Genomic DNA, 23,313 nt, shown 5'->3' with positions numbered 1-23,313 from the left:
AACACGCCTACCACACGTAGGGAATCAACCGGTAGCGAACCCGTTGAGTGTATTCGCGGTATCCCGCCAATTCTTGGGTTAGCAACGTCTCTTCGTCGAGGATGCGGAAGACGAGCGCGAGTATGACGGGGATGAGCAGAAACAGCCCCCAATAGGAGCCAAGTGCCAGCGGTACACCCACCATCATGATCACGTTTGCGGCGTACATCGGGTGCCGCACGAACCTGTAGAGACCGTGGGTGGCTACTTTCTGGCCTGTCTCAACCGTGACCGTCGCGGCAGCATAGTGGTTCTGGACGATCACCAACGTCATCATGCCGAGTCCGGCTGCGATCGCGACGACTCCGACCAGCGACACCGCGGTGGGCACAGACGACCAACGAAACCGATGGTCGATTGCGCTGAATGCCATCATCGTCAACCCTCCTAGAAGGGCTGCGGTGACGATGAACTTCTGAACCATTCGGGTCTCCGCCCGAGGGCCGCCGCGCTTGCGCCGCTGCAGAGCCGCAGGGGCTGTCCGAGCCAAGTACCTGCTGGAGATGATCGTTCCGAAGGCGAAGACCGCGATGAAAACCCATGCCTGCCAATAGTTTAGCGTTCCAGCGGACAGGAACAGGGCCACGCCGAGGATGACAAGTCCCACTACTGATGACAGTGCAGCTCGCAGGCCGGTTTTCATCGCCCCTCCTAGGCCCTTCCTAGGCCCCTCCTAGCGTTCATCCGCGGCCACGGTAGCAGCGCAGATCGCGCCGCGACCCTAGCCGGTTGTCCAGGTATTCGGGCTTGAAGTTTGCTGTAGGCGTGGCCAGGAAACTAATGCCCGTTCGGGCGGTGACAGGGAAGTACTGTCGTCGAAGCCAAGAACTAGTCGCGGACGGCGGCCAGTAGGCCGTCGCCTAGCGGCACCAGCGCCGGGGTGAGTCGTTCGTCTTCGGCAATGAGCCGTGCGGCCTCGCGGACCGCGGAGACCTCGGCGTCGTGCGCTGTTGGATCACCGGCCCGCCCACCCAGCGCGGCACCATGGACAATGATGGCGCCGCCAGGGCGCAGCAACCGCACACCTTCGGTGACGTAATCGGGCTGGTCGATAGGGTCGGCGTCGACAAAAACCAGGTCGTAGGATGCGTCAGCGAGTCTGGTAAGCACCTCTTGGGCACGTCCGCTGATCAGCCTGGTCCGCGAAGGCCCGATGCCTGCTTCCGCGAATGCCTGCTTGGCGAGTCGCAAATGCTCGGGCTCGATATCGATCGTGGTCAGGACGCCGTCGTCGCCCATGCCCGAGAGCAGCCACAATCCGCTGACCCCAGCCCCGGTCCCTACTTCGGCGACCGCCTTGCCGCCGCTGAGCTTGGTCAGGAGGCTCAGCAGCGCACCCACGGCAGGAGTGACTGCTCCGGCTCCGGCGTCCATTGCGCGCTCGCGCGCGCTGGCCAGGATCGAGTCCTCTGATATCGATCCCTCGGCGTGTGCGGAGAGTGATTCGGCGCGACTGGCCTCCTCCTGCCCACGGGTGGCGTCTTGTTCAGGGGTGCCCTCCATGCCCCGCAGCGTATGTCGGATTGGCGGAAGGGTCAGGCAGGCGCGCCTTGCTGAACAACAAGCCGAACACCGCCGCCGCTACCGTGGGTCCGAGCTGTGGAGCTCGGCGCGACACGCCCGAGAGACCGCTGTCATCAACGTCGGCGCATCGAAGGATATGCCCTGGACAGTGTAGGTAACAGTTGTGTTTCTCAGCTAAAGCTCAGTTTGCTCATATGCCGCCCATACGCCGGTACGCGACGGTGATGCCATGGAAGACGGTATCCATGCGGAACTTGGGCGACGTGGCGCCGGGAATACGGGACGGCAGCTTCGCGTTGGCGTTGATGAACTGCCAAAGCTACAGCGCAGCGTAATCCCGGAGGAATCAACCATCACCACCTTGAGCCCGACCAGCATGTCTCATCCCCAACAGGTCCGCGACGACGAGTGGGCGGAGCCCGCCGACGAGTTGCAAGGGACCGCGATATTCGATGCGACTGGCGACAAGACGACCATGCCGTCGTGGGATGAGCTGGTGCGTCAGCACGCCGACCGGGTGTACCGGCTGGCCTATCGACTCTCCGGTAACCAGCAGGACGCCGAGGACCTGACCCAGGAGACATTCATCAGGGTGTTCCGGTCGGTCCAGAATTACCGGCCCGGAACGTTCGAAGGCTGGCTGCACCGAATTACCACGAACCTCTTCCTCGACATGGTTCGTCGGCGGGCCCGGATCCGCATGGAAGCCCTCCCGGATGACTACGACCGGGTGCCCGCCGACGAACCCGACCCGGAGCAGATTTACCACGATTCGCGGCTCGGGCCCGACCTGCAGGCCGCCCTGGATTCGCTGCCGCCGGAGTTTCGTGCCGCGGTTGTTCTGTGTGACATCGAGGGTCTGTCCTACGAGGAAATCGGTGCGACCCTCGGCGTGAAGCTGGGCACGGTCCGCAGCCGGATCCACCGAGGACGCCAGGCGCTGCGGGATTACCTGGCGGCCCATCCCGAACCTGGCTTGCAACGCGCGTCCTAAACGCGTCGCGCCTCCGCGGTCAGCTGACCCGTTCGTTCGGCGGCGAGCCGGGGTCCGGTTGCGGGCCTAGCCACGGTGTTGTTGCCAATTGGTTCCAAATCCTGGGGGTTTGTTGACAGATGATGGTTAACAGGCCCGGTGCCGCGCTACATTCGAGATATCGGCCGCTCGAAAAAGCTCGACAGGCTGGGAAGGAGCTAGTGATGGCCGACGCTGGACATGTGTTCCGCCGCGCGTTTTCCTGGCTTCCCGCACAGTTTGCGTCGCAAAGCGACGCACCCGTCGGCGCGCCGCGTCAATTCCGGTCCACTGAGCATCTCTCCACGGAAGCGATCGCGGCGTTCGTGGACGGCGAGCTGCGGATGAATGCGTACCTGCGGGCCGCCCATCACCTTTCGTTGTGCCCCCAATGCGCGGCCGAGGTCGATGACCAGAGCCGGGCGCGCAGCGCGCTGCGCGACTCACACCCGATCCGCATCCCCAGCGCATTGCTGGGATTGCTGTCCGAGATCCCGCGCCATCCATCCGAGGCCGCGGCCGATGACGCACCGGCGCCGGTGACCGATCGTTTCGTCGAGGGTGACGGTCGCGACTCGCCGAGGCGGCGCTAGGCGGCGTAGCTGCTTGCTGCGGCGTTCGGGTCGGGGTGTTGGGCTCGGCGAGTTCGTGCCGACTGATCGCGATCCGTGGATACTAGGGTGAACACTGACCACGCCGTGCCGGATCTGTCCGGCAGAAGGCCGCGTGCGTCAAGGCTCGAACGAGCGATCCAGAAGAGGAACCAGAAGAGGAACTTGTGACCTCCGACCAAGGCAACAACGGCGGCTCCAACGGGGAAGACCGCCTGGCCCCGCGCCCTGTTTCCCGGCCACCAGTCGACGCTGCGTCGCGTCAGGCGTTCGGCCGGCCGGCCGGCGTGCCGGGGTCCTTCGTGGCCGAACGCGTGCGCCCGCAGAAGTATCGGGACCAGGCCGAGTTCACATCGAATAGTCAACCGGCCGATCCGGTATTGGAGGAGGCCTTCGGCCGCCCCCTGGGCGCTGCTGACTCGCTACAGCGCCACCCGATCGATGCCGGGGCGCTGAGCGCCGAGAAAGACGCCGCTCAGCTTGACGAGACGGACGACCCGTGGCGCGATCCCGCAGCGGCGGCAGCTCTGGGCACTCCCGCCCTTGCCCCGCCGGTACCGCACAGTGCCTTGGGCGGCAGCGGCAAGCTTGGCGTGCGTGACGTGTTGTTCGGCGGCAAGGTGTCCTCGTTGGCGCTCGGCGTGCTGGTGGCCATCGCGCTGGTAATCGGCGGCATCGGTGGTGTGATTGGCCGCAAGACGGCCGAAGTCGTCGATGCGTTCACCACGTCGAAGGTGACCTTGTCGACGAGTGGCAACGTCCAAGAGCCGGCTGGCCGGTTCACCAAGGTGGCGGCCGCGGTGGCCGACTCGGTGGTAACGGTCGAGTCGGTCAGTGACCAGGAGGGTATGCAGGGCTCCGGCGTCATCGTCGACGGTCGCGGCTACATCGTCACCAACAATCACGTGATTTCCGAGGCGGCCAACAATCCCAGTCAATTCACGACGACGGTCGTGTTCAACGATGGCAAAGAAGTGCCCGCCAACCTGGTGGGCCGCGACCCCAAAACCGACCTGGCCGTTCTCAAGGTCGACAACGTCGACAATCTGACCGTGGCGCGGCTGGGGGACTCGGCCAAGGCCCGTGTCGGGGATGAGGTTCTCGCCGTCGGTGCACCGCTTGGTCTACGCAGTACGGTGACCCAAGGCATCGTCAGCGCATTGCACCGGCCGGTACCGCTGTCGGGGGAGGGCTCGGACACCGATACCGTCATCGACGCGATCCAGACCGACGCTTCGATCAACCACGGTAACTCCGGCGGCGCGCTCATCGACATGGATTCCCAGGTGATCGGTATCAACACGGCGGGTAAGTCGCTGTCGGAGAGCGCGAGTGGTCTGGGCTTTGCGATTCCGGTCAACGAGATGAAAATGGTTGCCGAAGCCCTGATCAAAGACGGAAAGATCGTGCACCCCACGCTGGGGATCAGCACCCGGTCGGTAAGCAACGCGATCGCCTCGGGCGCACAGGTAGCCAATGTGAAGGCCGGAAGCCCAGCGCAAAAGGGCGGAATCCTGGAGAACGACGTGATCGTCAAGGTCGGTGACCGCACCGTCGCCGACGCCGACGAGTTCGTTGTGGCGGTGCGCCGGCTGACCATCGGCCAAGACGCACCGATTGAGGTGGTCCGCGATGGTCGGCACGTCACGCTCACCGTCAAACCCGAGCCCGATACCAGCTAGCTGTGTTCGCCAACATCGGCTGGGGGGAAATGCTCGTCCTTGTCGTGGTCGGGCTGGTGGTGCTGGGCCCGGAGCGGCTGCCGGGGGCCATCCGCTGGACGGCGAGCGCCTTGCGGCAGGCACGGGACTATCTCAGCGGCATGACCAGCCAGCTGCGCGAGGACATGGGGCCGGAATTCGACGATCTGCGGGGACATCTCGGAGAGCTGCAGAAGCTGCGGGGAATGACACCGCGTGCGGCTTTGACCAAGCATCTCCTTGACGGCGATGACTCGTTGTTCACGGGAAACTTTGACAAGCCGACGTCGGCGGCGCCGGATGGGGTGAGCTCGGCGGTGCCGCCGCATGCCGGGCTGGAAGCCGCGGAGGATGTCGCAGAAAGTGCCGCCCCTTTCGACACCGACGCGACCTAGTTCGGCGACGAACTAGAGCCCGAGTAACTCTGGCAGGTCGGCTACCGAGTCGATGATGTTGTCGGGTGGGGTCGCCGCGTCGTCGGCCACCCAGCGGTCCAGCGCGTCCTGGCGGAACTTGCCGGTACGTACCAGCACGCCGGTCATACCCACAGCTTGGGCGGCCACCACATCGTTGCGTAGATCGTCTCCGATCATGACCACCCGCTCTGCGTCAACCCCGATGCGGCTCGCTGCGGTGAGGAACCCCTCGGCTGCGGGCTTGCCGACGGCGGTCGCCATGCGCCCCGAGGCCTCTTCCAACCCCGTCAGATACGTCCCGGTGTCGATCCGGGTGCCCCTATCAGTGGTCCACATCCTGCTGCGGTGCATCGCGACCACGGGCACGCCGTCGACCATCCACTCGTAGACCCGGCTCAGCGTGAGGTGGTCGAATTCCGGCCCGGCGCCGCCGAGCACCACGACGTCGGGTGTATCGGGGCGGTCTGCGGGCCCAAATTCGGTCGACGAGACGAGGTTGATGCCGGACATGTCTTCGCTGATGTCGCCGCTATTGACGAGGAAGCACCGCCTGCCGGGATATTTGGCCCGCAGATACTCGGCAGTCAGCGCCCCCGCCGTGATCACCTCGTCGGCAGCGACGGCGATCCCGGCCTCACCTAGCGCCTGGGCGATCTGTCGACGAGTGCGCGTGGTGGTGTTGGTCAGATATGAGCAGGCGATGTGATGACTGGCCAGTTGCTGCACTGTCTCGGCCGCGCCAGGAATCGGCCGCCATGACAACACCAGTACGCCGTCGATGTCGAACAGCACCCCCGACGGCGTCGTGGCGCCCGCGCCGAGCTTCATGGGGCGCCCGCATCATCATGGCGCGCCCACATGCTGTCGGCCACCCACGGTGACGCGGCACCAGCGACCGACCACGCCGCCTCCGTGGGCACATCGATCACCTGGTAGCTCTTGCGACCGGCAGCCGTGGCCGCAACGAGGGTAGCCACACCTGCTCGGCGCTGGAACAGCGTTTGGCGCACCGTCCAGCCGATTACCCCGTCACACGCGATGCAGTCGCGGCGACGTTCTAGGCTGCCAGCGCGGGCTACCAGCCAGCCGTCGGCGACCCGGTGGCCGAGCGATCGAGCGCGATCGGCTGCGATCCCGGCACAGCACGCGGTCAACACTGCCCACGCCGTCGGTGTCCACGCCGGTACGCCGACTGTCGACGCGGTCGCGATGAGCCCAAATCCCGCGATCGCTGGCAGCAGCAGCACGCGGGTCCATCGGCGACGAGTGGCGGCCGGGCCGTGCGTCCGCAGCGGGCCGGCGGCCGCGTCCTGGTTACCGATCAAGTCCACCAACACGGCTACCGCGGTCTCCGATGGACACGGCGGCAGCAGGACCGCCGACTCGCCATCGCCGTGTACGCCGGTCATCACAGCATCGAGTCGGGCGCCTCGAAGTGCTCGTACCAGCAACGGTTCCCGCAAGGTGGCGCCGCGCAGTCGACTCATGTCGAAGGTGCGCTCGCGGATCCTGAGCAGCCCGTAGCGCAAGTGCAGCACCCCGTGCTGCCGTCCGGTGTCGCGGCGCAGGAGCAAATTGCCGTAGGTTAGCCACGAGAACAGCACCGCCAGCGGTGCCGCGATCGCTACCACCACCGCGAGCGCGACCGTCAGCACCAACACCACCCCGGTTCGTTGGATGGCGTCCACCGTCGACGTGGCGAAGCCCGATTCCGGCAGCCCCAGGGCCAGTCCGGTCTGGTACCCCACGCCGATCACCGCGCCGATCATGACGAGGCCCGAAAAGCTCAGCGGCGCATAGCGCAACCAGGACGGCTGCCACCGGGCCAACACCTGGCCACTGGGTTCGGCGGCTTCACCGCCCGGAGTATCCGCCAGCGACTCGGCTAGCAGCGACGCGCGCAGCTGCGGCACTAGTGCCGATTCGACCGCGTCGAGCACGAAGGCGGCCTCGCCTCCCGCTTGTTGCCCAGTGCCCACCCGTAGCACCGTCAGTCCGACCAGCCGGTGCAGCAGGCGCGCCTCGGTCTCCACCGAGCGAATCCGGCTGCGCGGTATCGAGATCTGGCGCCGCGCCATTACGCCGGTACGCAAGGACACATTCTCGTCGTCAATGCGGTAGGTGGTGAAAAACCAACGCAGCAGACCGAATACCACCGTCACGCCCAGCGCCACCAGCGGCCACGACGCATTGCCGGTTGCCGACCCCAGCACGACCGATCCGACGAGCACCGGGAGCTGGCGCAACATCTCGTGAATCGGATGCACGAGCAACATGCGGGGGCTCAGATGGTGCCATTCGTTGGGTCGGGTCATCATGTCGCATCCTCGCCCCGTAGCGCCGCGATGTCGGTCAGCTGGGCTACCACCCGATCGGCGACGTCGTTGTCAAGGGCCTCGATCTGCACGGCCCCTGCCGAAGAGGCCGTCGTGACCGTGACATTGGCCAGCCCGAATAACCGGTCCATTGGCCCGCGGAAGGTGTCGACAGTCTGCACGCGAGAGATCGGAGCGATACGGCGCTCCTGTACGAACCAGCCGGTGCGGGTGAAGACGGCTTGCGGGCTGATCTCCCAGCGATGCACTCGGTAGCGCCATACCGGGACCACCCCGATGTGTGCCACCATCAGCGCCGCGGTAACAGCGGCCGCGACGAAGTGGGGCCATAACGGTCGCGGCTGCACCCCCCACCACACGAGCTGTGCGATCACCGGGATCACCCAGCCCACCGCGGCCGACAGTGCCCACATCACCGGTGCGTTGCTGCTCGGCGGATGTGCCGGTTCGGCCAGCGTGAACTGGTTCATACCCGGACCCGTGGCACTTCCCACGGTTTGAGCATGGCCCAATGGAAGCAGAGAACGTGATCGGGGGTGACCTATGGTTCGCGTCGCGTCGTATCGAGCCCCAGCGACATGCCAGCCAGTCCGCGCCGCCGCGCGGACAGATTGTCGGCGATGCCGAGCAGTTCCTTGCCCGCCCTCGAGTCGGGTGTGCTCAATACGATGGGTACGCCCGCATCGCCGGCGGCAACCAACGCAGGGTCCAACGGGATCTGGCCTAGCAGCGGCACGTCAGCGCCAACCGCCCGGGACAGCTGGTCGGCGACCTGCTGGCCGCCTCCCTCACCGAAAACCTGCAGCCTCGTGCCATCCGGCAGCGTGAGCCCTGACATGTTTTCCACGACACCGACAATGCGCTGACGGGTCTGCAGCGCGATGCTGCCGGCCCGTTCGGCCACCTCCGCGGCGGCCAGCTGGGGTGTGGTCACCACGAGGATTTCGGCATTGGGGATCAGCTGGGCCACCGAGATGGCAATGTCACCAGTTCCAGGTGGCAGGTCAAGCAGGAGTACGTCCAGATCGCCCCAATACACGTCCGCCAGGAACTGCTGGAGTGCCCGGTGCAGCATCGGTCCGCGCCACACCACGGCCGTGTTGGACTTCGTGAATTGGGCGATCGAAATGACTCTGACCTCATGGGCAATGGGCGGCAGGATCATGGACTCGACTTGGGTGGGCCGGTCGGTGCTGCCCATCATCCGGGGGATGGAGTGGCCGTAGATATCGGCGTCCAGCACGCCGACCGAGAGTCCGCGAGCGGCCATCGCAGCGGCCAGGTTGACTGTGACGGTGGACTTTCCGACTCCGCCTTTGCCGGAGGCGACGGCATACACCCGAGTCAGCGAGCTTGGTTGGGCGAACGGAATGACCGGTTCGCCGTTGGGATCAGATCCCGTGCCGCGCAACCGCTTGCGCAGTTCGGTGCGTTGCTCGTCGCTCATCACATCCAGGGTGACCTGCACCGCCGCCGTGCCCGGGACGTCGGCGACTGCCTGGGTGACGCGCTCGCTGATTTCAGACTTCTTCGGACAGCTGGCAATGGTCAGATAGATCTCGACGTGCACATCGCCGCGGGGGCTGACGTCGATGCTCTTGACCATCCCAAGATCGGTGATGGGGCGACGCAGTTCGGGGTCGATCACCTTCGCCAGGGCGGCGCGGATCGTGGCAATCAGATCATCATTGGCGGTCGCGGACATCACCGCTGAGTCTAGGCGGCTTGGCTTGCGCTCGGCAGGCCGGTCGAGGGGTCAGCCGAACGGCGGTGGCGCCGGGGCATCGGGCGCCGGTGCGTTGGGTGCTGGCGGGCCCAGGGGATTCGGCGGTGGCGGGCCAGCAGGCGCTGGCTCCGGGGGCGCACCCGCGGGCGGTTCCGCCGGCGGCAGGCCCGGCGGCGGATTGCCAGGAGGTGCCAGCGGATCCGGCTGTGGCGCTGCGGGCGGAGCTAGCGGATCCGGCGGCGGGGGAGCGGCCGGCGGAGCCAGCGGATTCGGCGGTGGCGGAGGGGCCAGCGGGGCCAGCGGATTGGGCGGCGGGGGCGCAGCCGGCGGCGGGGCGAACGGTGGGAAGGGTGACGGACCTAACCCAGGGGGAAACGCGCCCGGCGGGGTCTGCGAGTTTATGCAGATCACCGTGCAGCCGGGCTGCGGTGTCTGTGGCGCCATCCACGGAAACATCGGAGGCGGGTTGAAGGCGAGCTGGGGCGGGTTGAAGGCATACTGGGGCGGGTTGAAGTTGATCAACGGCATATGCGCCATCGGGTCGTCAGCGGCCAGACCGTTGATGTTCATCGGCAAGCCGGGCCCAAGACCCTCCGAATGCTCCAGGTGGGCGTCGCCGAGCGGCGGGGGTGGTCCCACGATCGGCGGCAGGTCGACGGGGAACACGCCGGTGGCGTAGCCCGCTGCCCATCCCAGTACGTTGCGGGCGTAGGGCATCGAGTTGTTGTAGCGCAGGATCGCGGACATGACCTGCGTCGAATCCCGCAAGTTGAGCCCGCCGCTGCACAGGTAGCGGGCGGCCGCCAGCGTGGAGTCGAAGATGTTCTGCGGGTCGGCGACGCCGTTGCCGTTGCCGTCTGAGGCGTAACGCGCCCAGGTGCCAGGCAAGAACTGCATGGGCCCCATCGCGCGGGCATACGTGACGCGATTGCCGACTTGGCTCTGGATGATGACCTCGTTGCCGGGCAGGGTGCCGTCCAGCGCCGGGCCGTAGATCGGAGGGTAGGCGGTGCCGTGCGAATCGGTGGCACCGCCGTTGGCGTGGAGTGACTCGATGCGCCCGATCCCAGCCAGCAGGTTCCAGCTGATGCCGCAGCCCGGGGCCGCCGTGGCCATGCGCTGTTCGGCCTTGCGGTAGGCGGTAAGCGCCATCGTCGGAATGCCCAACCGGCCCGGTGAGTTCACGATCATTGGGGGCGGGGGGGCGGAAAGCGCAGACTCGGCGAAGTGGAAGCTGGCTGGTGGGCGCTGGATGGCGATCACGACCGGGCCGGACGCCGCGGCGGCAGACGTGGCGACGGAAGCCATTGGGGCGATAGCGGTGGGCATGGGCAGTGTCTGTGCGGTGAAAGACGGTGCCGCTGCACTGACCGCGCTGCCCAATACCAACGGTGTGATCACGGCGATGCCAAACACTGGCCGCATCAGGCGAAGTGCCCGCTGCCGCACCGTTGCGACGGCCGGGCCTGTGGCCCGGCGTCCCCCTATGCGCACTCGACCGTCCTCAGTGTGTGAGCCGTCGGGAACTACGTTTTCTCAGTGTCGTGAACTAGATCACCATACATAACTCTTGTGACGGGAGTGGCGCAATGGGGGGTTGATTGTCATCCGGGCTTCTTGGTCCGCCGCTCGGCTCCGTCGGCCGCCACTGGTGGCCCGCCATCCGGCTTGGTCGCCGGCATGTCGGCCAGCAGAGTGCGCAGGTTCTCCAGTTCGTGACGCAAGTAATCACGCGTCGGTACTTCGCCGATGGCGAGCCGCAGTGCGGCCAGTTCCCGGGCGAGGTATTCCGTGTCGGCTTTGGTCTGCGCCGCGCGCCGACGATCCTCGTCCAACGCCACGCGGTCCCGGTTTTCCTGCCGGTTCTGGGCAAGCAGGATGAGCGGCGCCGCATACGCCGCCTGCGTGGAGAAAGCCAGGTTGAGCAGGATGAATGGGTAAGGGTCCCAGCGTAGTTGGAGGGCGAACATGTTGAGCGCGATCCAAATCACCACCACCATCGTCTGTAGGAGCAGGTAGCGGCCGGTGCCGAAGAACCGCGCGATGGATTCGGTGAACTGCCCGACCGCGTCGGGGTCGACCCGCGGTGCAGAAATGCGCGACGTCCGTGGGGTGTACAGCCGCCGCGGCGCCGCGGACTTACTCATTGGGGTCCCCCGCGTCTGGTTGCAGCGTCAAACTCCTCCATACGTACGCGCCAGTCCTGCGGCAGCAGGTGATCGAGTAGGTCATCGACGGTCACCGCTCCCAACAGGTGGTTTTGGTCGTCGACCACCGGTCCACAAACCAGGTTGTACGCGGCGAAGTAGCGGGTCACCCCTGCCAGTGGGGTCTCCGGTTCCAGGGTCAGCAGGTCGGTATCGACGATTCCGCCCACCAGCTCGGCCGGAGGCTGGCGGAGCAGCCGCTGAAGTTGCACATAGCCCAGATAGCGGCCCGTGGGTGTGTCCGTCGGTGGGCGAGCGACAAAGACCATTGACGACAGCGCAGGCGTGAGTTCGGGATCACGCACCCGGGCTAGCGCCTCGGCAACGGAGGTGTCGGGGGTCAGGACTACAGGCTCGGACGTCATCAAGCCGCCCGCGGTATCGGGAGAATGCGTCAGGAGCCGTCGCACCTGACCGGAATCCCCAGGATCCATCTGCGTCAGCAGGAGCTCGGCATCGTTCGGACTCAGCACACCCAACAGATCGGCGGCATCGTCGGGATCCATCTCCTCGAGGACGTCAGCCGCGCGTTCGGTGCCCAATTGCGACAACACCTGGGCCTGATCCAGCTCGGGCAGTTCCTGCAGGATGTCGGCCAATCGCTCGTCGCCCAGCGCCTTGAACACCTCGTATTGGCGCTTCGGTGGTAGCCCGCGGATGGCGTCCGCCACATCGACGGCCTTGCGGCCCTCGAACTGGGCGAGGAGCTGGGCCACGTCTTGACCCGGCATCGCCAACGCGGACGGCGTCAATCCATGCACGTTGTGCCACTCAACGACGTGCACGGGGCCGCGTCGTCTCAGCCGGCGGTGGCTCCGGACGGCGACCCGGGATACCAGCCAATCGCGGGTCCGGGTTTGCTCGATACTCAGGTCGGTGATCGCGACGTCGACGCTGGCCAGCTCCGGCAGTTCCGGATCGTTGACCCGGACCGGTGTGTCGAGCACCTGGCCCAGCGCCAGAACCTCGCCCGGACGTTGCTCGAAGTGGCGCAGTGACACGTTGCCCGTGCTCAGCGTCACCGCATGGGGCTCGATCGCGGCGACCCGCAGAATCGGGATGAAGATCTTCCGGCGGGTCGCCAAGTCGACGACCAGCCCCAGGACTCGTGGTTGTTGACGGACGATGCTGATGCTGATCACCACGTCGCGGACGCGTCCGAAGGATTCGCCTAGTGGTCCGAGTACCAACATCCGCGACAGCCGCGCCACATACACCCTGTTGACCGATCCCATGGTGGAGAGCCTAGGCAGCCGGTTGCCGGCAGGCAGGTGCCGAGGGGCGGCCATCATTATCGCGAAGGCAGGGTGAAGATCCCGACGATCAGATACACCGCCAAGGTTGCGATGCCGAGCACGATGCCTGCCACCGCCAGCCCGTAGCCGTCCTCACGAGTCTGCTTGATCTGGTTGATCGCGATCGTGCCGAGCACGATGCCGACCACCGAGCCGATGCAGCAGAAGACACCGACGCCGGACGCGACCAAGGCGGCGATCGCCATGGCGTTCAGCCCCTGTTGCGGTGCTCCGTACCCACCCAGGTAGCCCGGCGCCGGCGGATAACCGCCGGAATACCCGCCCGGATACGGTGGCGGTCCGTAGTTGGGCGGAGCCGCGCCATACGGTGGTGGCATGGGTGGGAACGGCGGGTCGCCATAGCCTGCTGGCGGTTGGTAACCGGGCGGTGGGTATCCGGGGGCATCGCCAGGCGGCTCATAGGCCGGAGGCGGATAACCGGCCATCGGCGGCGGAGCCGGGGCAGCCCCGGGAGCTTCCCAAACCTGTTCGGGGCCCGGATCCCCGGCCGCCGGGGGCCCCGTTGCGCCGTCGTGCGCACCCTCGTTCGGGGGGCCGCCCGGAGCTGTCATGGTATTCAACCTAGCCTGCCGGGCAGGCGCGGGAACGGGGGGTTGGGGGCGGGCGCGGCAGCGGATCGGGTGGCCCGGACGCGACGGGCAGCGCGTCTCGATTGCCCGCGCGGACTGGCAATCGTGTGACCGAATCGCTGCACCTGACTGGACGTGAAACTATGGCCCTGGCGAAGGGGGCAGAGGACAATGGCAACCGATGACTAGCCCATTCCAGCCCGGACAGGTTCCTGGTTCCACACCCACCGGTGCAGCTGCGGGTCGGCGCGGCGTTCCCGGATTGCCGACGCCGCCCAAAGGCTGGCCCGTTGGGTCCTATCCCACCTATGCCGAGGCTCAGCGCGCGGTCGACTACCTATCGGAACAGCAATTCCCGGTACAGCAGGTGACCATGGTCGGCGTCGACCTCATGCAGGTGGAACGGGTCACCGGCCGGTTGACGTGGCCGAAAGTTATCGGTGGCGGTGTGATCAGCGGCGCCTGGCTCGGCTTGTTCATCGGGCTCATCCTGGGGTTTTTCAGCCCCAACCCGTGGGCCGCGTTGGCCACCGGCCTGATCGCCGGCGTGTTCTTCGGACTGATTACTTCGGCGGTCCCCTACGCAATGGCACGCGGTACCAGGGATTTCAGCTCAACCATGCAATTGGTGGCCGGCCGCTACGACGTACTCTGTGATCCGCAAAACGCGGAAAAGGCGCGGGATCTGCTGGCTCGCCTGGCGATCTGACGCTCCGCGACGAGATGCATGAGAGGCGTCATGAGAGGCGTGGGGTAGTCCGAGCGGTGTTGAGTCTGGGCGAACGCATTCGGCCGCTGGGCGCGGCTGCGCTGGGCATGGTGGTTGTCGCTTCGGTTGTCGCTGCCTGCGGGTACGGCGGTTGGGGCAGGTCGGGTGGGCTGGTGATCAGCCTCTACACGCCGGCCAGCGACAGCGCCACATTCACGGCGATTGCCGAGCGCTGCACCGAACGGTTGGACAACCGGTTCACCATTGAGCACTTCAGTCTGGCCAAATCGCCCGACGACCAACGACTGCAGCTGGCGAGGCGGCTGACAGGTAATGACCGCACCTTGGACGTGATGGCAATGGACGTGGTGTGGACCGCGGAGTTCGCCGAGGCGGGGTGGGCGCTACCGCTTTCTGCCGACCCGGCCGGGCAGGCCGAGACAGATGCAACGTTCGACACCCTGCCGGGCCCGCTCGCGACGGCCAGGTGGAAGCACGAACTCTACGCGGCTCCGGTCACTACCAACACCCAATTACTCTGGTATCGAGCGGATTTGGTGGGGAAGCCGCCATCGGATTGGAACGCGATGGTGGCTGACGCGACCCGGTTGCACGCTGCGGGTGAGCCCAGCTGGATCGCTGTCCAGGCGAACCAAGGTGAGGGCTTGGTGGTGTGGTTCAACACGCTGCTGGCCAGTGCCGGCGGATCAGTGCTCTCCGAGGACGGCAAGCACGTCACCTTGATCGATACGCCAGCTCACCGCGCCGCGACCGTCGCCGCGCTGCGGATCATGAAGTCGGTGGCCATCGCCCCCGGAGCCGACCCATCGATCACGCGCAGCGACGAAGGCACCGCGCGGCTGGCGGTTGAACAGGGAAAGGCTGCGCTGGAGGTCAACTGGCCGTACGTGCTCGCGTCGATGCTGGAGAACGCGGTCAAGGGCGGCGTACCGTTCCTGCCGCTCAACCGGATCCCGGAGCTGGCGGGCAGCATCAACGACGTCGGAACCTTCGCGCCCACCGACGAGCAGTTCCGCGTCGCGTATGCGGCCAGCCAGAAGGTGTTCGGTTTCGCGCCCTATCCGGGCGTGGCGCCCGGGAGGACTGCCAAGGTGACAATCGGCGGGTTGAACCTGGCCGTGGCCAAGACGACCCGGCACCGCGCCGAGGCGTTCGAGGCGGTGCGCTGCTTGCGTGATCTGCAGAACCAGAAATATGTGTCGCTGGAAGGGGGTCTGCCCGCGGTGCGGGCGTCGCTGTACTCCGACCCGCAATTTCAAGCCAAGTACCCGATGCATTCGATCATCCGCCGGCAACTCACCGACGCCGCGGTGCGCCCGGCGACGCCGGTGTATCAGGCGTTGTCTATCCGGCTCGCGGCGGCACTGAGCCCCGTCACCGAGATCGATCCGGAGTCCACGGCCGATGAACTCGCCGCGCAGGCGCAGCAGGCCATTGACGGCAGGGGCCTGCTTCCGTGACCGCCCTCGCCGCCGGGACCCGAAATCGGGGTCGGCGCGCCGAACAGCGACTGGCGTTGATCCTGGTTGCGCCTGCGGCGCTGCTGATGCTGGCGGTGACGGCCTATCCGATCGGTTACGCGGTGTGGCTAAGCCTGCAGCGCTATAACCTGGCCACCCCGAACGACACGGCGTTTGTCGGCCTCGCCAACTATCAGACGGTCTTGACCGACCGATACTGGTGGACGGCGCTGTCCGTGACGGTCGCGATCACCGTGGTTTCAGTGACGCTGGAGTTCGTGCTGGGCCTGGCGCTGGCGCTGGCGATGCATCGCACGCTGATCGGCAAGGGATTGGTGCGCACAGCGGTGCTCATCCCCTACGGCATTGTCACGGTGGTCGCGTCGTACAGCTGGTACTACGCATGGACGCCGGGCACCGGGTATCTGGCGAACTTGCTGCCGCAAGGTTCACCGCTGACCGAGGCGCCGTTGACTCAGCAGATCCCATCGCTGGGCATCGTCGTGATCGCCGAGGTCTGGAAGACCACACCGTTCATGTCGCTACTGTTGCTGGCCGGCCTCGCGCTAGTGCCCGAGGATCTACTCAAGGCTGCCGAGGTCGACGGTGCCGGTGCCTGGCGGCGGCTGACGCGGATCACGTTGCCGATCATCAAGCCGGCAGTAGTGGTCGCCTTGCTCTTCCGGACTCTGGACGCGTTCCGGATCTTCGACAACATCTATGTGCTCACCGGCGGCGACAACAACACCGGGTCGGTGTCGATCCTCGGCTACGACAACCTGTTCAAGGGTTTCAATGTGGGGCTCGGCTCGGCGATCAGTGTGTTGATCTTCGGCTGCGTGGCCCTCATTGCGGTCCTCTTCATCAAGATCTTCGGCGCCGCGGCGCCCGGTGGGAACGCCCATGGGCGCTGACCGAGTGAGCGCGCGGCGCGCCACGATGTGGGTCGCCGTCGACGCGGTAGTGGTGGGGTACGCGTTACTTCCGGTGCTGTGGATCCTGAGCCTGTCCCTCAAGCCAACGTCAACCGTCAAGGATGGCAGGCTCATTCCGTCGACGGTGACTCTCGACAACTACCGTGCCATCTTTCGCGGCGACTTCTTCAGCTCCGCGTTGATCAACTCCATCGGAATCGGTCTGATCACCACGGTGATCGCGGTGGTGCTTGGCGCAATGGCGGCTTATGCGGTTGCCCGGCTGGAATTTCGGGGCAAACGCGTGCTGATCGGAGCCGCTCTACTGATCACGATGTTCCCGGCGATCTCGCTGGTGACACCGTTGTTCAACATCGAACGCGCGATCGGTCTGTTCGACACCTGGACGGGGCTGATCGTGCCCTACATCACGTTCGCATTGCCGCTCGCGATATACACGTTGTCGGCATTCTTCCGGGAGATTCCGTGGGACCTGGAGAAGGCCGCCACAATGGACGGCGCCACGCCGGGCCAGGCTTTTCGCAAGGTGATCGTGCCGCTGGCGGCGCCGGGTCTGGTGACCGCGGCCATCCTCGTGTTCATCTTCGCCTGGAACGACCTGCTGCTTGCGCTGTCGCTGACCGCCACCAAAGCGGCCATTACCGCTCCGGTGGCTATCGCCAACTTCACCGGCAGTTCGCAATTCGAGGAGCCGACCGGATCGATCGCGGCCGGTGCGATAGTGATCACGGTCCCGATCGTCATCTTTGTTCTAGTCTTCCAACGACGCATTGTTGCCGGGTTGACCTCTGGCGCTGTGAAGGGATAGCGCGATGGCCGAGATTGTGCTGGATCACGTCAACAAGAGTTACCCCGACGGCGCCACGGCGGTGCAGGACCTGAACCTCACCATCGCCGACGGCGAATTCCTCATCCTCGTCGGGCCCTCCGGCTGTGGAAAGACCACAACGCTGAATATGATTGCTGGACTTGAGGATATCTCTTCAGGAGAGCTGCGAATCGGCGGCGAGCGAGTCAACGAAAAGGCGCCCAAGGACCGGGACATCGCCATGGTGTTCCAGTCGTATGCGCTCTACCCGCATATGACGGTACGGCAGAACATCGCGTTTCCGCTGACCCTGGCGAAGATGAAAAAGGCCGACATCGCCCAGAAGGTCGAGGACACGGCCAGAATCCTGGATCTCAGCAACCTGTTGGATCGTAAGCCATCGCAGTTGTCGGGTGGTCAACGCCAACGGGTCGCGATGGGCAGGGCCATCGTGCGACATCCCAAGGCATTCTTGATGGACGAGCCGTTGTCCAACCTCGACGCGAAACTGCGCGTGCAGATGCGCGGGGAGATCGCCCGGTTGCAGCGCAGACTGGGCACTACGACCGTCTACGTCACGCACGACCAGACCGAGGCCATGACGCTGGGTGACCGGGTGGTGGTGATGTATGGGGGCGTGGTCCAGCAGATCGGCACTCCCCAAGAGCTTTACGAGCGGCCGGCGAATCTGTTCGTCGCCGGCTTCATCGGCTCGCCGGCGATGAATTTCTTCCCCGCTACGTTGAACGCGGTCGCATTGACCCTGCCATTCGGCGAGGTGACGCTGACTCCCGAGGTGCAGGCCGTCGTTGCGCAGCACCCCAAACCGGAAAACGTCATCGTCGGCATCCGGCCAGAGCACATCACCGATGCCGCACTCATCGACGCGTACCAACGCATCCGAGCGCTCGCTTTCGAAGTGAACGCTGACCTCGTCGAGTCGCTGGGCTCGGACAAGTACGTCTATTTCACCACCGCGGGCGCTGCCGTCCACGCAGCGCAATTGGACGAGCTCGCAGTGGCGGAGGGAGAGTCGGAGCCACACGAAAATAATTTCGTGGCAAGAGTTCCCGCGGAGTCGAAGGTGACGATCGGGCAGTCCATCGAGTTGGCGTTCGACACCGCCAAGCTCGTGGTGTTCGATGCCGATTCCGGGGTGAATCTGACTATTCCGGCATCTCCAGATGGACAGTGACCCAGACTGTCGAGAGGGTGCGCAAGTACCTGTGCGGCCACTTTGCGGAGGCAGCCGGCGATGCCGAGCCGCAATCCGCGAGTGTGACATTTGTGGGTGCGGAACCGATTGAGGTACTGCGGTTCCGCTCCACCGCGGATGACTGTGTGCATTACGTTTCGGTGGGATGCTCGCGTCACCCGATGAATGATCCGGCCGAGATCGAGGCGGGCTCGATTGCGGGCCCACGTGCCGAAGTGGTCCTCTGTCTGCGGAATCCGGTCCTCGTGAGTGGTCTGGCGCGCACCATGGCGGTGCTGGCAGCCACCCCGGCCGTTGAAGGGGTGGTGTTGGCCGCCGACGCGCTGGTCGACTTCGGCGCGCCCCTATGGACACAGCCATCGGGTCGGGTGCCGTTCACCGCGGTGTTGTTGGGGCGCAGCGACATCCCCGATCTCGCACTAGGGCCGCCGCGCGAGTCTGTCTGTTTTCTGTCCGCGACGCCTGTCAGCGCAAACGAGGCAGCCTGGTTGCGGCTGCGGGGAGCCGGCGGCGGTCAAGCGCTGCGGGAGGCATGGCACAACGCGGGCGTGGACGTGCGGGACCCGAATCGCCGAGCCGCCCAACCTGACTGAGCGGTTCCTCTCCCGCGCGAGCTGGATCGACTTAGAGCCAGTTTCTGTTTCGGAAATTGCGATATAGGAACAGCGAGATGATGACCATCGTGCCGACGACCGCTGGGTAGCCCCACCACTCGTTGAGCTCGGGCATGAATTGGAAGTTCATACCGTAGATTCCGGCGATCATGGTGGGCACCGCCACGATGCCCGCCCAGGCCGAGATCTTGCGCATGTCCATGTTCTGCTGCATGCCCACGCGGGCCAACGCGGCATGCACCAGCGAGTTGAGCATCTCGTCGTAGCTGGCGATCTGGTCGGCGGCCTCTGTCTGGTGATCGGCGACGTCGCGCAGGTAGCGCCGTACCTCCTTGGAAATGAGGTCTTTGTTCTCGGTCTGCATCCGGGCGAACGCACCGGAGAGCGGGTGCACGCATCGGCGCAGTTCCACGACTTCACGCTTGAGCAGGTAAATCGGTTCGACATCGAGTTTGCGGCTGGGCTCGAACGCCACTTCCTCAATGGCGTCGATATCCGTCTCCATCAGATTGGTCACCGACAAGTAGTGGTCCACGACGTAGTCGGAGATCGCGTGCATCACCGCATACGGACCTAGACGCAGCTGCTCGGGGTCGGAATCCATGCGCTTGCGTACCTCGGACAGCCCGCCGTGGTCGCCATGGCGGACCGTGACGACGAAATCCCGCCCGACGAAGATCATGATCTCGCCGGTTTCCACGATTTCGCGGGCCAGGACCACCGATTCGTGCGGGACGTAGTTCACGGTCTTCAGGACGAGGAACAGCGTCTCGTCGTAACGCTCCAGCTTGGGTCGCTGATGGGCGTGCACGGCGTCCTCGACCGCCAACGGGTGCAGCCCGAAGACGTCTGCGACGTCTTGCATCTCAAGCTCGTCGGGCTCGCGCAACCCAATCCAGACGAATGCCGCCTGGCCCGTCAGTTCGATCCGGCGTACCTCTCGCAGCGCGGCGTCGTAGGTGTACTTGCCGGGTAGCCGATGGCCGTCGGCGTAGACCCCGCAGTCGACCAAGGCCTGCTCGGGTGAGCTGGACACGGGCGCTGCTTGTGGCGCTGCAGTCTTGGGCTTCGCGAGCGGCCTCAGTGCTTCGGGGAGCGCATCAAACCCAGGGAACACAGCAACCTCCCATCGCGACGCAGGCCTGACTGGGCGGTGTTTCATGCTACGCGTGCTGGATTGCTGGCGGTGAAAGTCGGCGATAGGTGCCCAGCAATTGATGCCAGAAGTGTAGGGAGAGTGTGTGCTGGTGCCAGACCGGAGATTGTCCTTCGGCGCTGGTGCGCTAGTTTCGACCCCGAGCATGTTCCTTCTACCGAACCTACGACTCTCTCCACAAGGAGCAAACCGACGTGAGCGCTAGTCCCCTCAAGGTCGCCGTCACCGGCGCCGCCGGTCAGATCGGCTACAGTCTGTTGTTCCGGTTGGCCAGCGGCTCGCTGCTGGGCCCCGACCGCCCGATCGAGCTGCGACTGCTCGAAATCGAGCCCGCGCTCAAGGCGCTCGAGGGTGTGGTCATGGAACTCGATGACTGCGCGTTCAGATTGTTGGCCGGTGTTGAAATCGGCTCGGATCCGGGCAAGATCTTCGACGGGGTGAACTTGGCGCTGCTCGTCGGGGCTCGTCCGCGCGGCCCGGGGATGGAGCGCGGCGACTTGCTCGAGGCCAACGGTGCGATCTTCACCGCCCAGGGGAAGGCTCTCAACGAGGTCGCTGCCGATGACGTTCGTGTCGGTGTGACCGGCAACCCGGCCAACACCAACGCGTTGATCGCGATGACCAACGCGCCCGACATCCCGCGCGAGCGGTTCTCGGCGCTGACGCGCCTCGACCACAACCGGGCGATCTCGCAGCTGGCGACCAAGACCGGCGCCGCGGTCACCGACATCAAGAAGATGACGATCTGGGGCAACCACTCGGCGACTCAGTATCCCGACTTATTCCACGCCGAAGTCTCGGGCAAGAACGCGGTCGAGGCCGTGGGTGACCAAACCTGGATCGAGGACTACTTCATCCCGACCGTCGCCAAGCGCGGCGCCGCGATCATCGATGCGCGCGGCGCTTCGTCGGCCGCCTCGGCGGCGTCGGCAACCGTCGACGCCGCGCGCGACTGGCTGCTCGGCTCGCCCGCCGATGATTGGGTCTCGATGGCGGTCGTTTCCGATGGATCCTATGGCGTCCCCGAGGGGTTGATCTCCTCGTTCCCGGTGACCACCCAAGCCGGCGACTGGACGATCGTCAGCGGCTTGGAGATCGATGCGTTCTCCCGCGGCCGGATCGACAAATCGACCGCTGAGCTCGCCGACGAGCGCAGCGCGGTCACTGACCTCGGCCTGATCTAAGCGCTGGTGTCAACGCCCGGGGCCGTAAGCGTTGGCAGGTTGGTCGCGCCGTTGCTGGTGGTGGCGGCGTTGGTGGTGGCTGGATGTGATGCTGGCGGCCGCGGGAGGGCACCGGAGCTGGTTGTTGGGTCCGCACCTGCATCCGAATCGATCCTGCTGGCCGACGTCTACGTCGCGGCGTTGCGGTCATACGGGTTCGCGGCGCGCGCTGAAACTGCGGGTGACCCGATGTCCAAACTGGACTCGGGCGAGTTCATCGTGGTTCCGGCTTTCACTGGCCAGGTCTTGCAAGCGTTGCAGCCCGGCGCGGGTGTGTTGTCCGACGCCCTGGTCTACCGCGCCATGGTGGCCGCGCTGCCCGAGGGCATCGCGGCAGGTGACTACACCACCGCTGCCGAAGACAAACCCGCGCTGGTGGTCACCGAGGACACCGCCATGGCCTGGGGTAGCGGCGAGCTCGCCGTGCTGCCGCGTCATTGTGACGGGCTGGTCGTGGGTAGGGCCGCCCGGGTCCGTCCTCCGGCCAGGGTCGGCTCCTGCACGCTGCCCCCACCCCACGAATACTCGGATAGTGCAGTGATGTTTGCGGCGCTGCGGGGTGGGGAGCTGACTGTGGCGTGGACGAGCACCGCCGCACCCGATACTCCCGACGACCTCGTCGTTTTGGCCGACGGCCGACCCGCGCTGGTCCAAGCCCAGAATGTGGTTCCGTTGTATCGGCGCAATGAACTCAACGAACGTCAACTGCTCGCCATCAACGAGGTAGCCGGCGTTTTGGACACCGCGGCACTCATCGAGATGCGACGCCAGGTCAGCGCAGGTGCTAAGCCGCAGGCAGTGGCCGACGAATGGCTGGGTGAGCACCCGCTGGGCAAGTAACCCTCGGCACAGTCCGGGTCGGTGTTACTCCTTGTTCGTGGTGCGCGGGGTCATTCGGCCGAGCGTCTGCATGATCAGCCGCTGGTATCCCGAGCCTGTCAGCCGCACGATGACGTCCAAGATTTTGGCGTCGGCGCCGACCAGCACGCGGGCCTTGTTCTTGCGTACTGCTCCCAGGATGATGCGGGCGGCCCGTCGTGGGCTGGTGCGGGCCGTCTTGTCGAACCTGTCGGCCAGCTCAGCGGTGTTCAGTCCTTCGGCGGCGGTAGCGTTTCGAGCGATCGCGGTCTTGATTCCACCGGGATGCACCGTGGTCACCTTGACTGGATGGCCTGCCAGCAGCATCTCCTGACGTAGTGCTTCGGTGAACCCGCGGACGGCGAACTTGGCCGAGTTGTACGCCGACTGACTCGGCACCGCGAACAGCCCGAACACACTCGAGATATTGACCACGTGGCCGTCCCCGGAGGCAATGAGGAATGGCAGAAATGCTTTGGTGCCGTTGACCACGCCCCAGAAATCGACGTCCATTATTCGTTCGATGTCCTTGAACTGGCTAACCTCGACATCGCCGCTGAAGGCGATACCCGCGTTGTTGTAGATCTGGTTGACCTTGCCGAAGTGCTCGTTGACCGCTTCGGCGTAGGCCAGGAACGCCTCCCGCTCGCTGACGTCGAGTCGGTCCGCCTTGACCGGCGCACCGATTGCCTTGATCTGTTCCTCGGTACGCGCCAGGCCCTCGACGTCGACATCGCTGATCGCCACCTTGGCACCCGACCGTGCCAGCTCGATGGCCAGCGCCTGCCCGATGCCTGATCCAGCCCCGGTAACGACGGCGACTTTTCCGGCGAACCCCTCCATGAGCACCCTCCCTT

At 65.5% G+C, this 23,313-nt stretch carries 24 protein-coding genes; 12 read left to right on the top strand and 12 right to left on the bottom strand.

Annotated elements, in window-relative coordinates:
• Window positions 1-7: 7 nt before the first annotated feature.
• Together F6B93_RS16895 and F6B93_RS16890 are read right to left on the bottom strand one after the other, a co-directional pair.
• Window positions 8-682: a methyltransferase family protein gene (locus tag F6B93_RS16895; RefSeq protein ID WP_211696108.1), complete on the bottom strand. Its 675-nt coding sequence runs from the start codon at window positions 680-682 to the stop codon at window positions 8-10.
• A gap of 185 nt (window positions 683-867) precedes the next feature.
• Window positions 868-1,542, bottom strand: a complete 675-nt coding sequence (locus F6B93_RS16890; RefSeq protein WP_211696107.1) for an O-methyltransferase — start codon at window positions 1,540-1,542, stop codon at window positions 868-870.
• Between the two features lie 250 nt (window positions 1,543-1,792).
• Between F6B93_RS16890 and sigE the strand changes: the two genes are divergently transcribed.
• The 4 genes from sigE to tatB all read left to right on the top strand — a co-directional run bounded on the left by sigE (window position 1,793) and on the right by tatB (window position 5,281).
• Window positions 1,793-2,557 carry an RNA polymerase sigma factor SigE gene (gene sigE, locus F6B93_RS16885; protein ID WP_211696106.1) on the top strand — a complete coding sequence of 255 codons (765 nt, stop codon included), beginning with the start codon at window positions 1,793-1,795 and terminating at the stop codon, window positions 2,555-2,557.
• Between the two features lie 203 nt (window positions 2,558-2,760).
• A complete protein-coding gene (gene rseA / locus F6B93_RS16880) occupies window positions 2,761-3,168 on the top strand; it encodes an anti-sigma E factor RseA (RefSeq protein ID WP_211696105.1) in 408 nt (135 codons plus the stop codon).
• A gap of 185 nt (window positions 3,169-3,353) precedes the next feature.
• Complete coding sequence (htrA, locus tag F6B93_RS16875; protein ID WP_211696104.1) at window positions 3,354-4,868, top strand: serine protease HtrA; 1,515 nt, start codon at window positions 3,354-3,356, stop codon at window positions 4,866-4,868.
• A 2-nt stretch (window positions 4,869-4,870) separates the two neighbouring features.
• Window positions 4,871-5,281 (top strand): Sec-independent protein translocase protein TatB, encoded by a 411-nt coding sequence (tatB, locus tag F6B93_RS16870; protein WP_211696103.1) that lies wholly within the window; start codon window positions 4,871-4,873, stop codon window positions 5,279-5,281.
• A gap of 12 nt (window positions 5,282-5,293) precedes the next feature.
• Here the strand turns inward: tatB and F6B93_RS16865 are convergent, their stop codons facing one another.
• From F6B93_RS16865 to F6B93_RS16830, 8 genes are all read right to left on the bottom strand, one after another.
• Window positions 5,294-6,130 (bottom strand): HAD-IIA family hydrolase, encoded by an 837-nt coding sequence (locus tag F6B93_RS16865; protein ID WP_211696102.1) that lies wholly within the window; start codon window positions 6,128-6,130, stop codon window positions 5,294-5,296.
• Complete coding sequence (locus tag F6B93_RS16860) at window positions 6,127-7,620, bottom strand: PH domain-containing protein (RefSeq protein WP_211696101.1); 1,494 nt, start codon at window positions 7,618-7,620, stop codon at window positions 6,127-6,129. The genes F6B93_RS16865 and F6B93_RS16860 overlap by 4 nt, the downstream gene beginning before the upstream one ends.
• Window positions 7,617-8,150, bottom strand: coding sequence for a PH domain-containing protein (locus F6B93_RS16855; RefSeq protein ID WP_211696100.1), 534 nt, complete (start codon window positions 8,148-8,150; stop codon window positions 7,617-7,619). Before F6B93_RS16855 ends, F6B93_RS16860 begins: the two co-directional genes overlap by 4 nt.
• Window positions 8,151-8,179: 29 nt before the next feature.
• Entirely contained in the window at window positions 8,180-9,343 is a 1,164-nt protein-coding gene (locus F6B93_RS16850; protein ID WP_211696099.1) for an Mrp/NBP35 family ATP-binding protein, read from the bottom strand.
• Window positions 9,344-9,394: 51 nt separating this feature from the next.
• The gene (locus F6B93_RS16845; RefSeq protein WP_211696098.1) at window positions 9,395-10,858 is read right to left on the bottom strand and encodes a lytic transglycosylase domain-containing protein; all 1,464 of its coding nucleotides are present in this window, start codon (window positions 10,856-10,858) and stop codon (window positions 9,395-9,397) included.
• A gap of 110 nt (window positions 10,859-10,968) precedes the next feature.
• Window positions 10,969-11,511, bottom strand: coding sequence for a DUF1003 domain-containing protein (locus tag F6B93_RS16840; protein ID WP_211696097.1), 543 nt, complete (start codon window positions 11,509-11,511; stop codon window positions 10,969-10,971).
• A complete protein-coding gene (locus tag F6B93_RS16835) occupies window positions 11,508-12,806 on the bottom strand; it encodes a magnesium transporter MgtE N-terminal domain-containing protein (RefSeq protein WP_211696096.1) in 1,299 nt (432 codons plus the stop codon). The genes F6B93_RS16840 and F6B93_RS16835 overlap by 4 nt, the downstream gene beginning before the upstream one ends.
• Window positions 12,807-12,862: 56 nt before the next feature.
• Window positions 12,863-13,438 carry a DUF4190 domain-containing protein gene (locus tag F6B93_RS16830; RefSeq protein ID WP_211696095.1) on the bottom strand — a complete coding sequence of 192 codons (576 nt, stop codon included), beginning with the start codon at window positions 13,436-13,438 and terminating at the stop codon, window positions 12,863-12,865.
• A gap of 199 nt (window positions 13,439-13,637) precedes the next feature.
• Here F6B93_RS16830 and F6B93_RS16825 point away from each other — a divergent pair, with 199 nt between their 5' ends.
• The 6 genes from F6B93_RS16825 to F6B93_RS16800 are packed head-to-tail and all read left to right on the top strand — an operon-like array spanning window position 13,638 to window position 19,198.
• Window positions 13,638-14,165: a general stress protein gene (locus F6B93_RS16825; protein WP_211696094.1), complete on the top strand. Its 528-nt coding sequence runs from the start codon at window positions 13,638-13,640 to the stop codon at window positions 14,163-14,165.
• Window positions 14,166-14,179: 14 nt separating this feature from the next.
• Complete coding sequence (locus F6B93_RS16820) at window positions 14,180-15,646, top strand: extracellular solute-binding protein (RefSeq protein WP_211696093.1); 1,467 nt, start codon at window positions 14,180-14,182, stop codon at window positions 15,644-15,646.
• Window positions 15,643-16,560, top strand: a complete 918-nt coding sequence (locus tag F6B93_RS16815) for a carbohydrate ABC transporter permease (protein WP_246540813.1) — start codon at window positions 15,643-15,645, stop codon at window positions 16,558-16,560. Before F6B93_RS16820 ends, F6B93_RS16815 begins: the two co-directional genes overlap by 4 nt.
• Before the next feature lie 4 nt (window positions 16,561-16,564).
• Window positions 16,565-17,389: a carbohydrate ABC transporter permease gene (locus F6B93_RS16810; protein ID WP_211699556.1), complete on the top strand. Its 825-nt coding sequence runs from the start codon at window positions 16,565-16,567 to the stop codon at window positions 17,387-17,389.
• 4 nt (window positions 17,390-17,393) lie between these two features.
• Complete coding sequence (locus tag F6B93_RS16805) at window positions 17,394-18,584, top strand: ABC transporter ATP-binding protein (RefSeq protein ID WP_211696092.1); 1,191 nt, start codon at window positions 17,394-17,396, stop codon at window positions 18,582-18,584.
• A complete protein-coding gene (locus F6B93_RS16800; RefSeq protein ID WP_211696091.1) occupies window positions 18,581-19,198 on the top strand; it encodes a suppressor of fused domain protein in 618 nt (205 codons plus the stop codon). Before F6B93_RS16805 ends, F6B93_RS16800 begins: the two co-directional genes overlap by 4 nt.
• A 31-nt stretch (window positions 19,199-19,229) precedes the next feature.
• Here F6B93_RS16800 and corA read toward each other — a convergent pair whose 3' ends face one another.
• On the bottom strand, window positions 19,230-20,336 hold the full coding sequence (corA, locus tag F6B93_RS16795; RefSeq protein WP_211696090.1) for a magnesium/cobalt transporter CorA: 1,107 nt from the start codon (window positions 20,334-20,336) through the stop codon (window positions 19,230-19,232).
• Window positions 20,337-20,569: 233 nt separating this feature from the next.
• On the opposite strand from corA, the gene F6B93_RS16790 reads away from it, so the two are divergent.
• Both F6B93_RS16790 and F6B93_RS16785 read left to right on the top strand, forming a co-directional pair.
• Complete coding sequence (locus F6B93_RS16790) at window positions 20,570-21,559, top strand: malate dehydrogenase (protein ID WP_211696089.1); 990 nt, start codon at window positions 20,570-20,572, stop codon at window positions 21,557-21,559.
• 6 nt (window positions 21,560-21,565) lie between these two features.
• On the top strand, window positions 21,566-22,438 hold the full coding sequence (locus F6B93_RS16785) for a glycine betaine ABC transporter substrate-binding protein (RefSeq protein WP_211696088.1): 873 nt from the start codon (window positions 21,566-21,568) through the stop codon (window positions 22,436-22,438).
• Between the two features lie 24 nt (window positions 22,439-22,462).
• On the opposite strand, the gene F6B93_RS16780 is transcribed toward F6B93_RS16785, so the two are convergent.
• On the bottom strand, window positions 22,463-23,299 hold the full coding sequence (locus F6B93_RS16780) for an SDR family NAD(P)-dependent oxidoreductase (RefSeq protein WP_211696087.1): 837 nt from the start codon (window positions 23,297-23,299) through the stop codon (window positions 22,463-22,465).
• Between the last annotated feature and the right edge of the window lie 14 nt (window positions 23,300-23,313).

The organism is Mycobacterium spongiae (assembly GCF_018278905.1).
GTDB classification, from domain to species: domain Bacteria; phylum Actinomycetota; class Actinomycetes; order Mycobacteriales; family Mycobacteriaceae; genus Mycobacterium; species Mycobacterium spongiae.
Note: the sequence above shows the minus strand (reverse complement) of the source record. Positions and strands in the feature narration are given on the sequence as shown.

What these genes read in the sequence shown, in the direction of transcription:
- F6B93_RS16895 (WP_211696108.1), bottom strand. Translation starts at nt 682, where the DNA reads ATGAAAACCGGCCTGCGAGCTGCACTGTCATCAGTAGTGGGACTTGTC.
- F6B93_RS16890 (WP_211696107.1), bottom strand. Translation starts at nt 1,542, where the DNA reads ATGGAGGGCACCCCTGAACAAGACGCCACCCGTGGGCAGGAGGAGGCC.
- sigE (WP_211696106.1), top strand. Translation starts at nt 1,793, where the DNA reads ATGGAAGACGGTATCCATGCGGAACTTGGGCGACGTGGCGCCGGGAAT.
- rseA (WP_211696105.1), top strand. Translation starts at nt 2,761, where the DNA reads ATGGCCGACGCTGGACATGTGTTCCGCCGCGCGTTTTCCTGGCTTCCC.
- F6B93_RS16865 (WP_211696102.1), bottom strand. Translation starts at nt 6,130, where the DNA reads ATGAAGCTCGGCGCGGGCGCCACGACGCCGTCGGGGGTGCTGTTCGAC.
- F6B93_RS16860 (WP_211696101.1), bottom strand. Translation starts at nt 7,620, where the DNA reads ATGATGACCCGACCCAACGAATGGCACCATCTGAGCCCCCGCATGTTG.
- F6B93_RS16850 (WP_211696099.1), bottom strand. Translation starts at nt 9,343, where the DNA reads ATGTCCGCGACCGCCAATGATGATCTGATTGCCACGATCCGCGCCGCC.
- F6B93_RS16840 (WP_211696097.1), bottom strand. Translation starts at nt 11,511, where the DNA reads ATGAGTAAGTCCGCGGCGCCGCGGCGGCTGTACACCCCACGGACGTCG.
- F6B93_RS16835 (WP_211696096.1), bottom strand. Translation starts at nt 12,806, where the DNA reads ATGGGATCGGTCAACAGGGTGTATGTGGCGCGGCTGTCGCGGATGTTG.
- F6B93_RS16830 (WP_211696095.1), bottom strand. Translation starts at nt 13,438, where the DNA reads ATGACAGCTCCGGGCGGCCCCCCGAACGAGGGTGCGCACGACGGCGCA.
- F6B93_RS16825 (WP_211696094.1), top strand. Translation starts at nt 13,638, where the DNA reads ATGACTAGCCCATTCCAGCCCGGACAGGTTCCTGGTTCCACACCCACC.
- F6B93_RS16820 (WP_211696093.1), top strand. Translation starts at nt 14,180, where the DNA reads ATGCATGAGAGGCGTCATGAGAGGCGTGGGGTAGTCCGAGCGGTGTTG.
- F6B93_RS16805 (WP_211696092.1), top strand. Translation starts at nt 17,394, where the DNA reads ATGGCCGAGATTGTGCTGGATCACGTCAACAAGAGTTACCCCGACGGC.
- F6B93_RS16780 (WP_211696087.1), bottom strand. Translation starts at nt 23,299, where the DNA reads ATGGAGGGGTTCGCCGGAAAAGTCGCCGTCGTTACCGGGGCTGGATCA.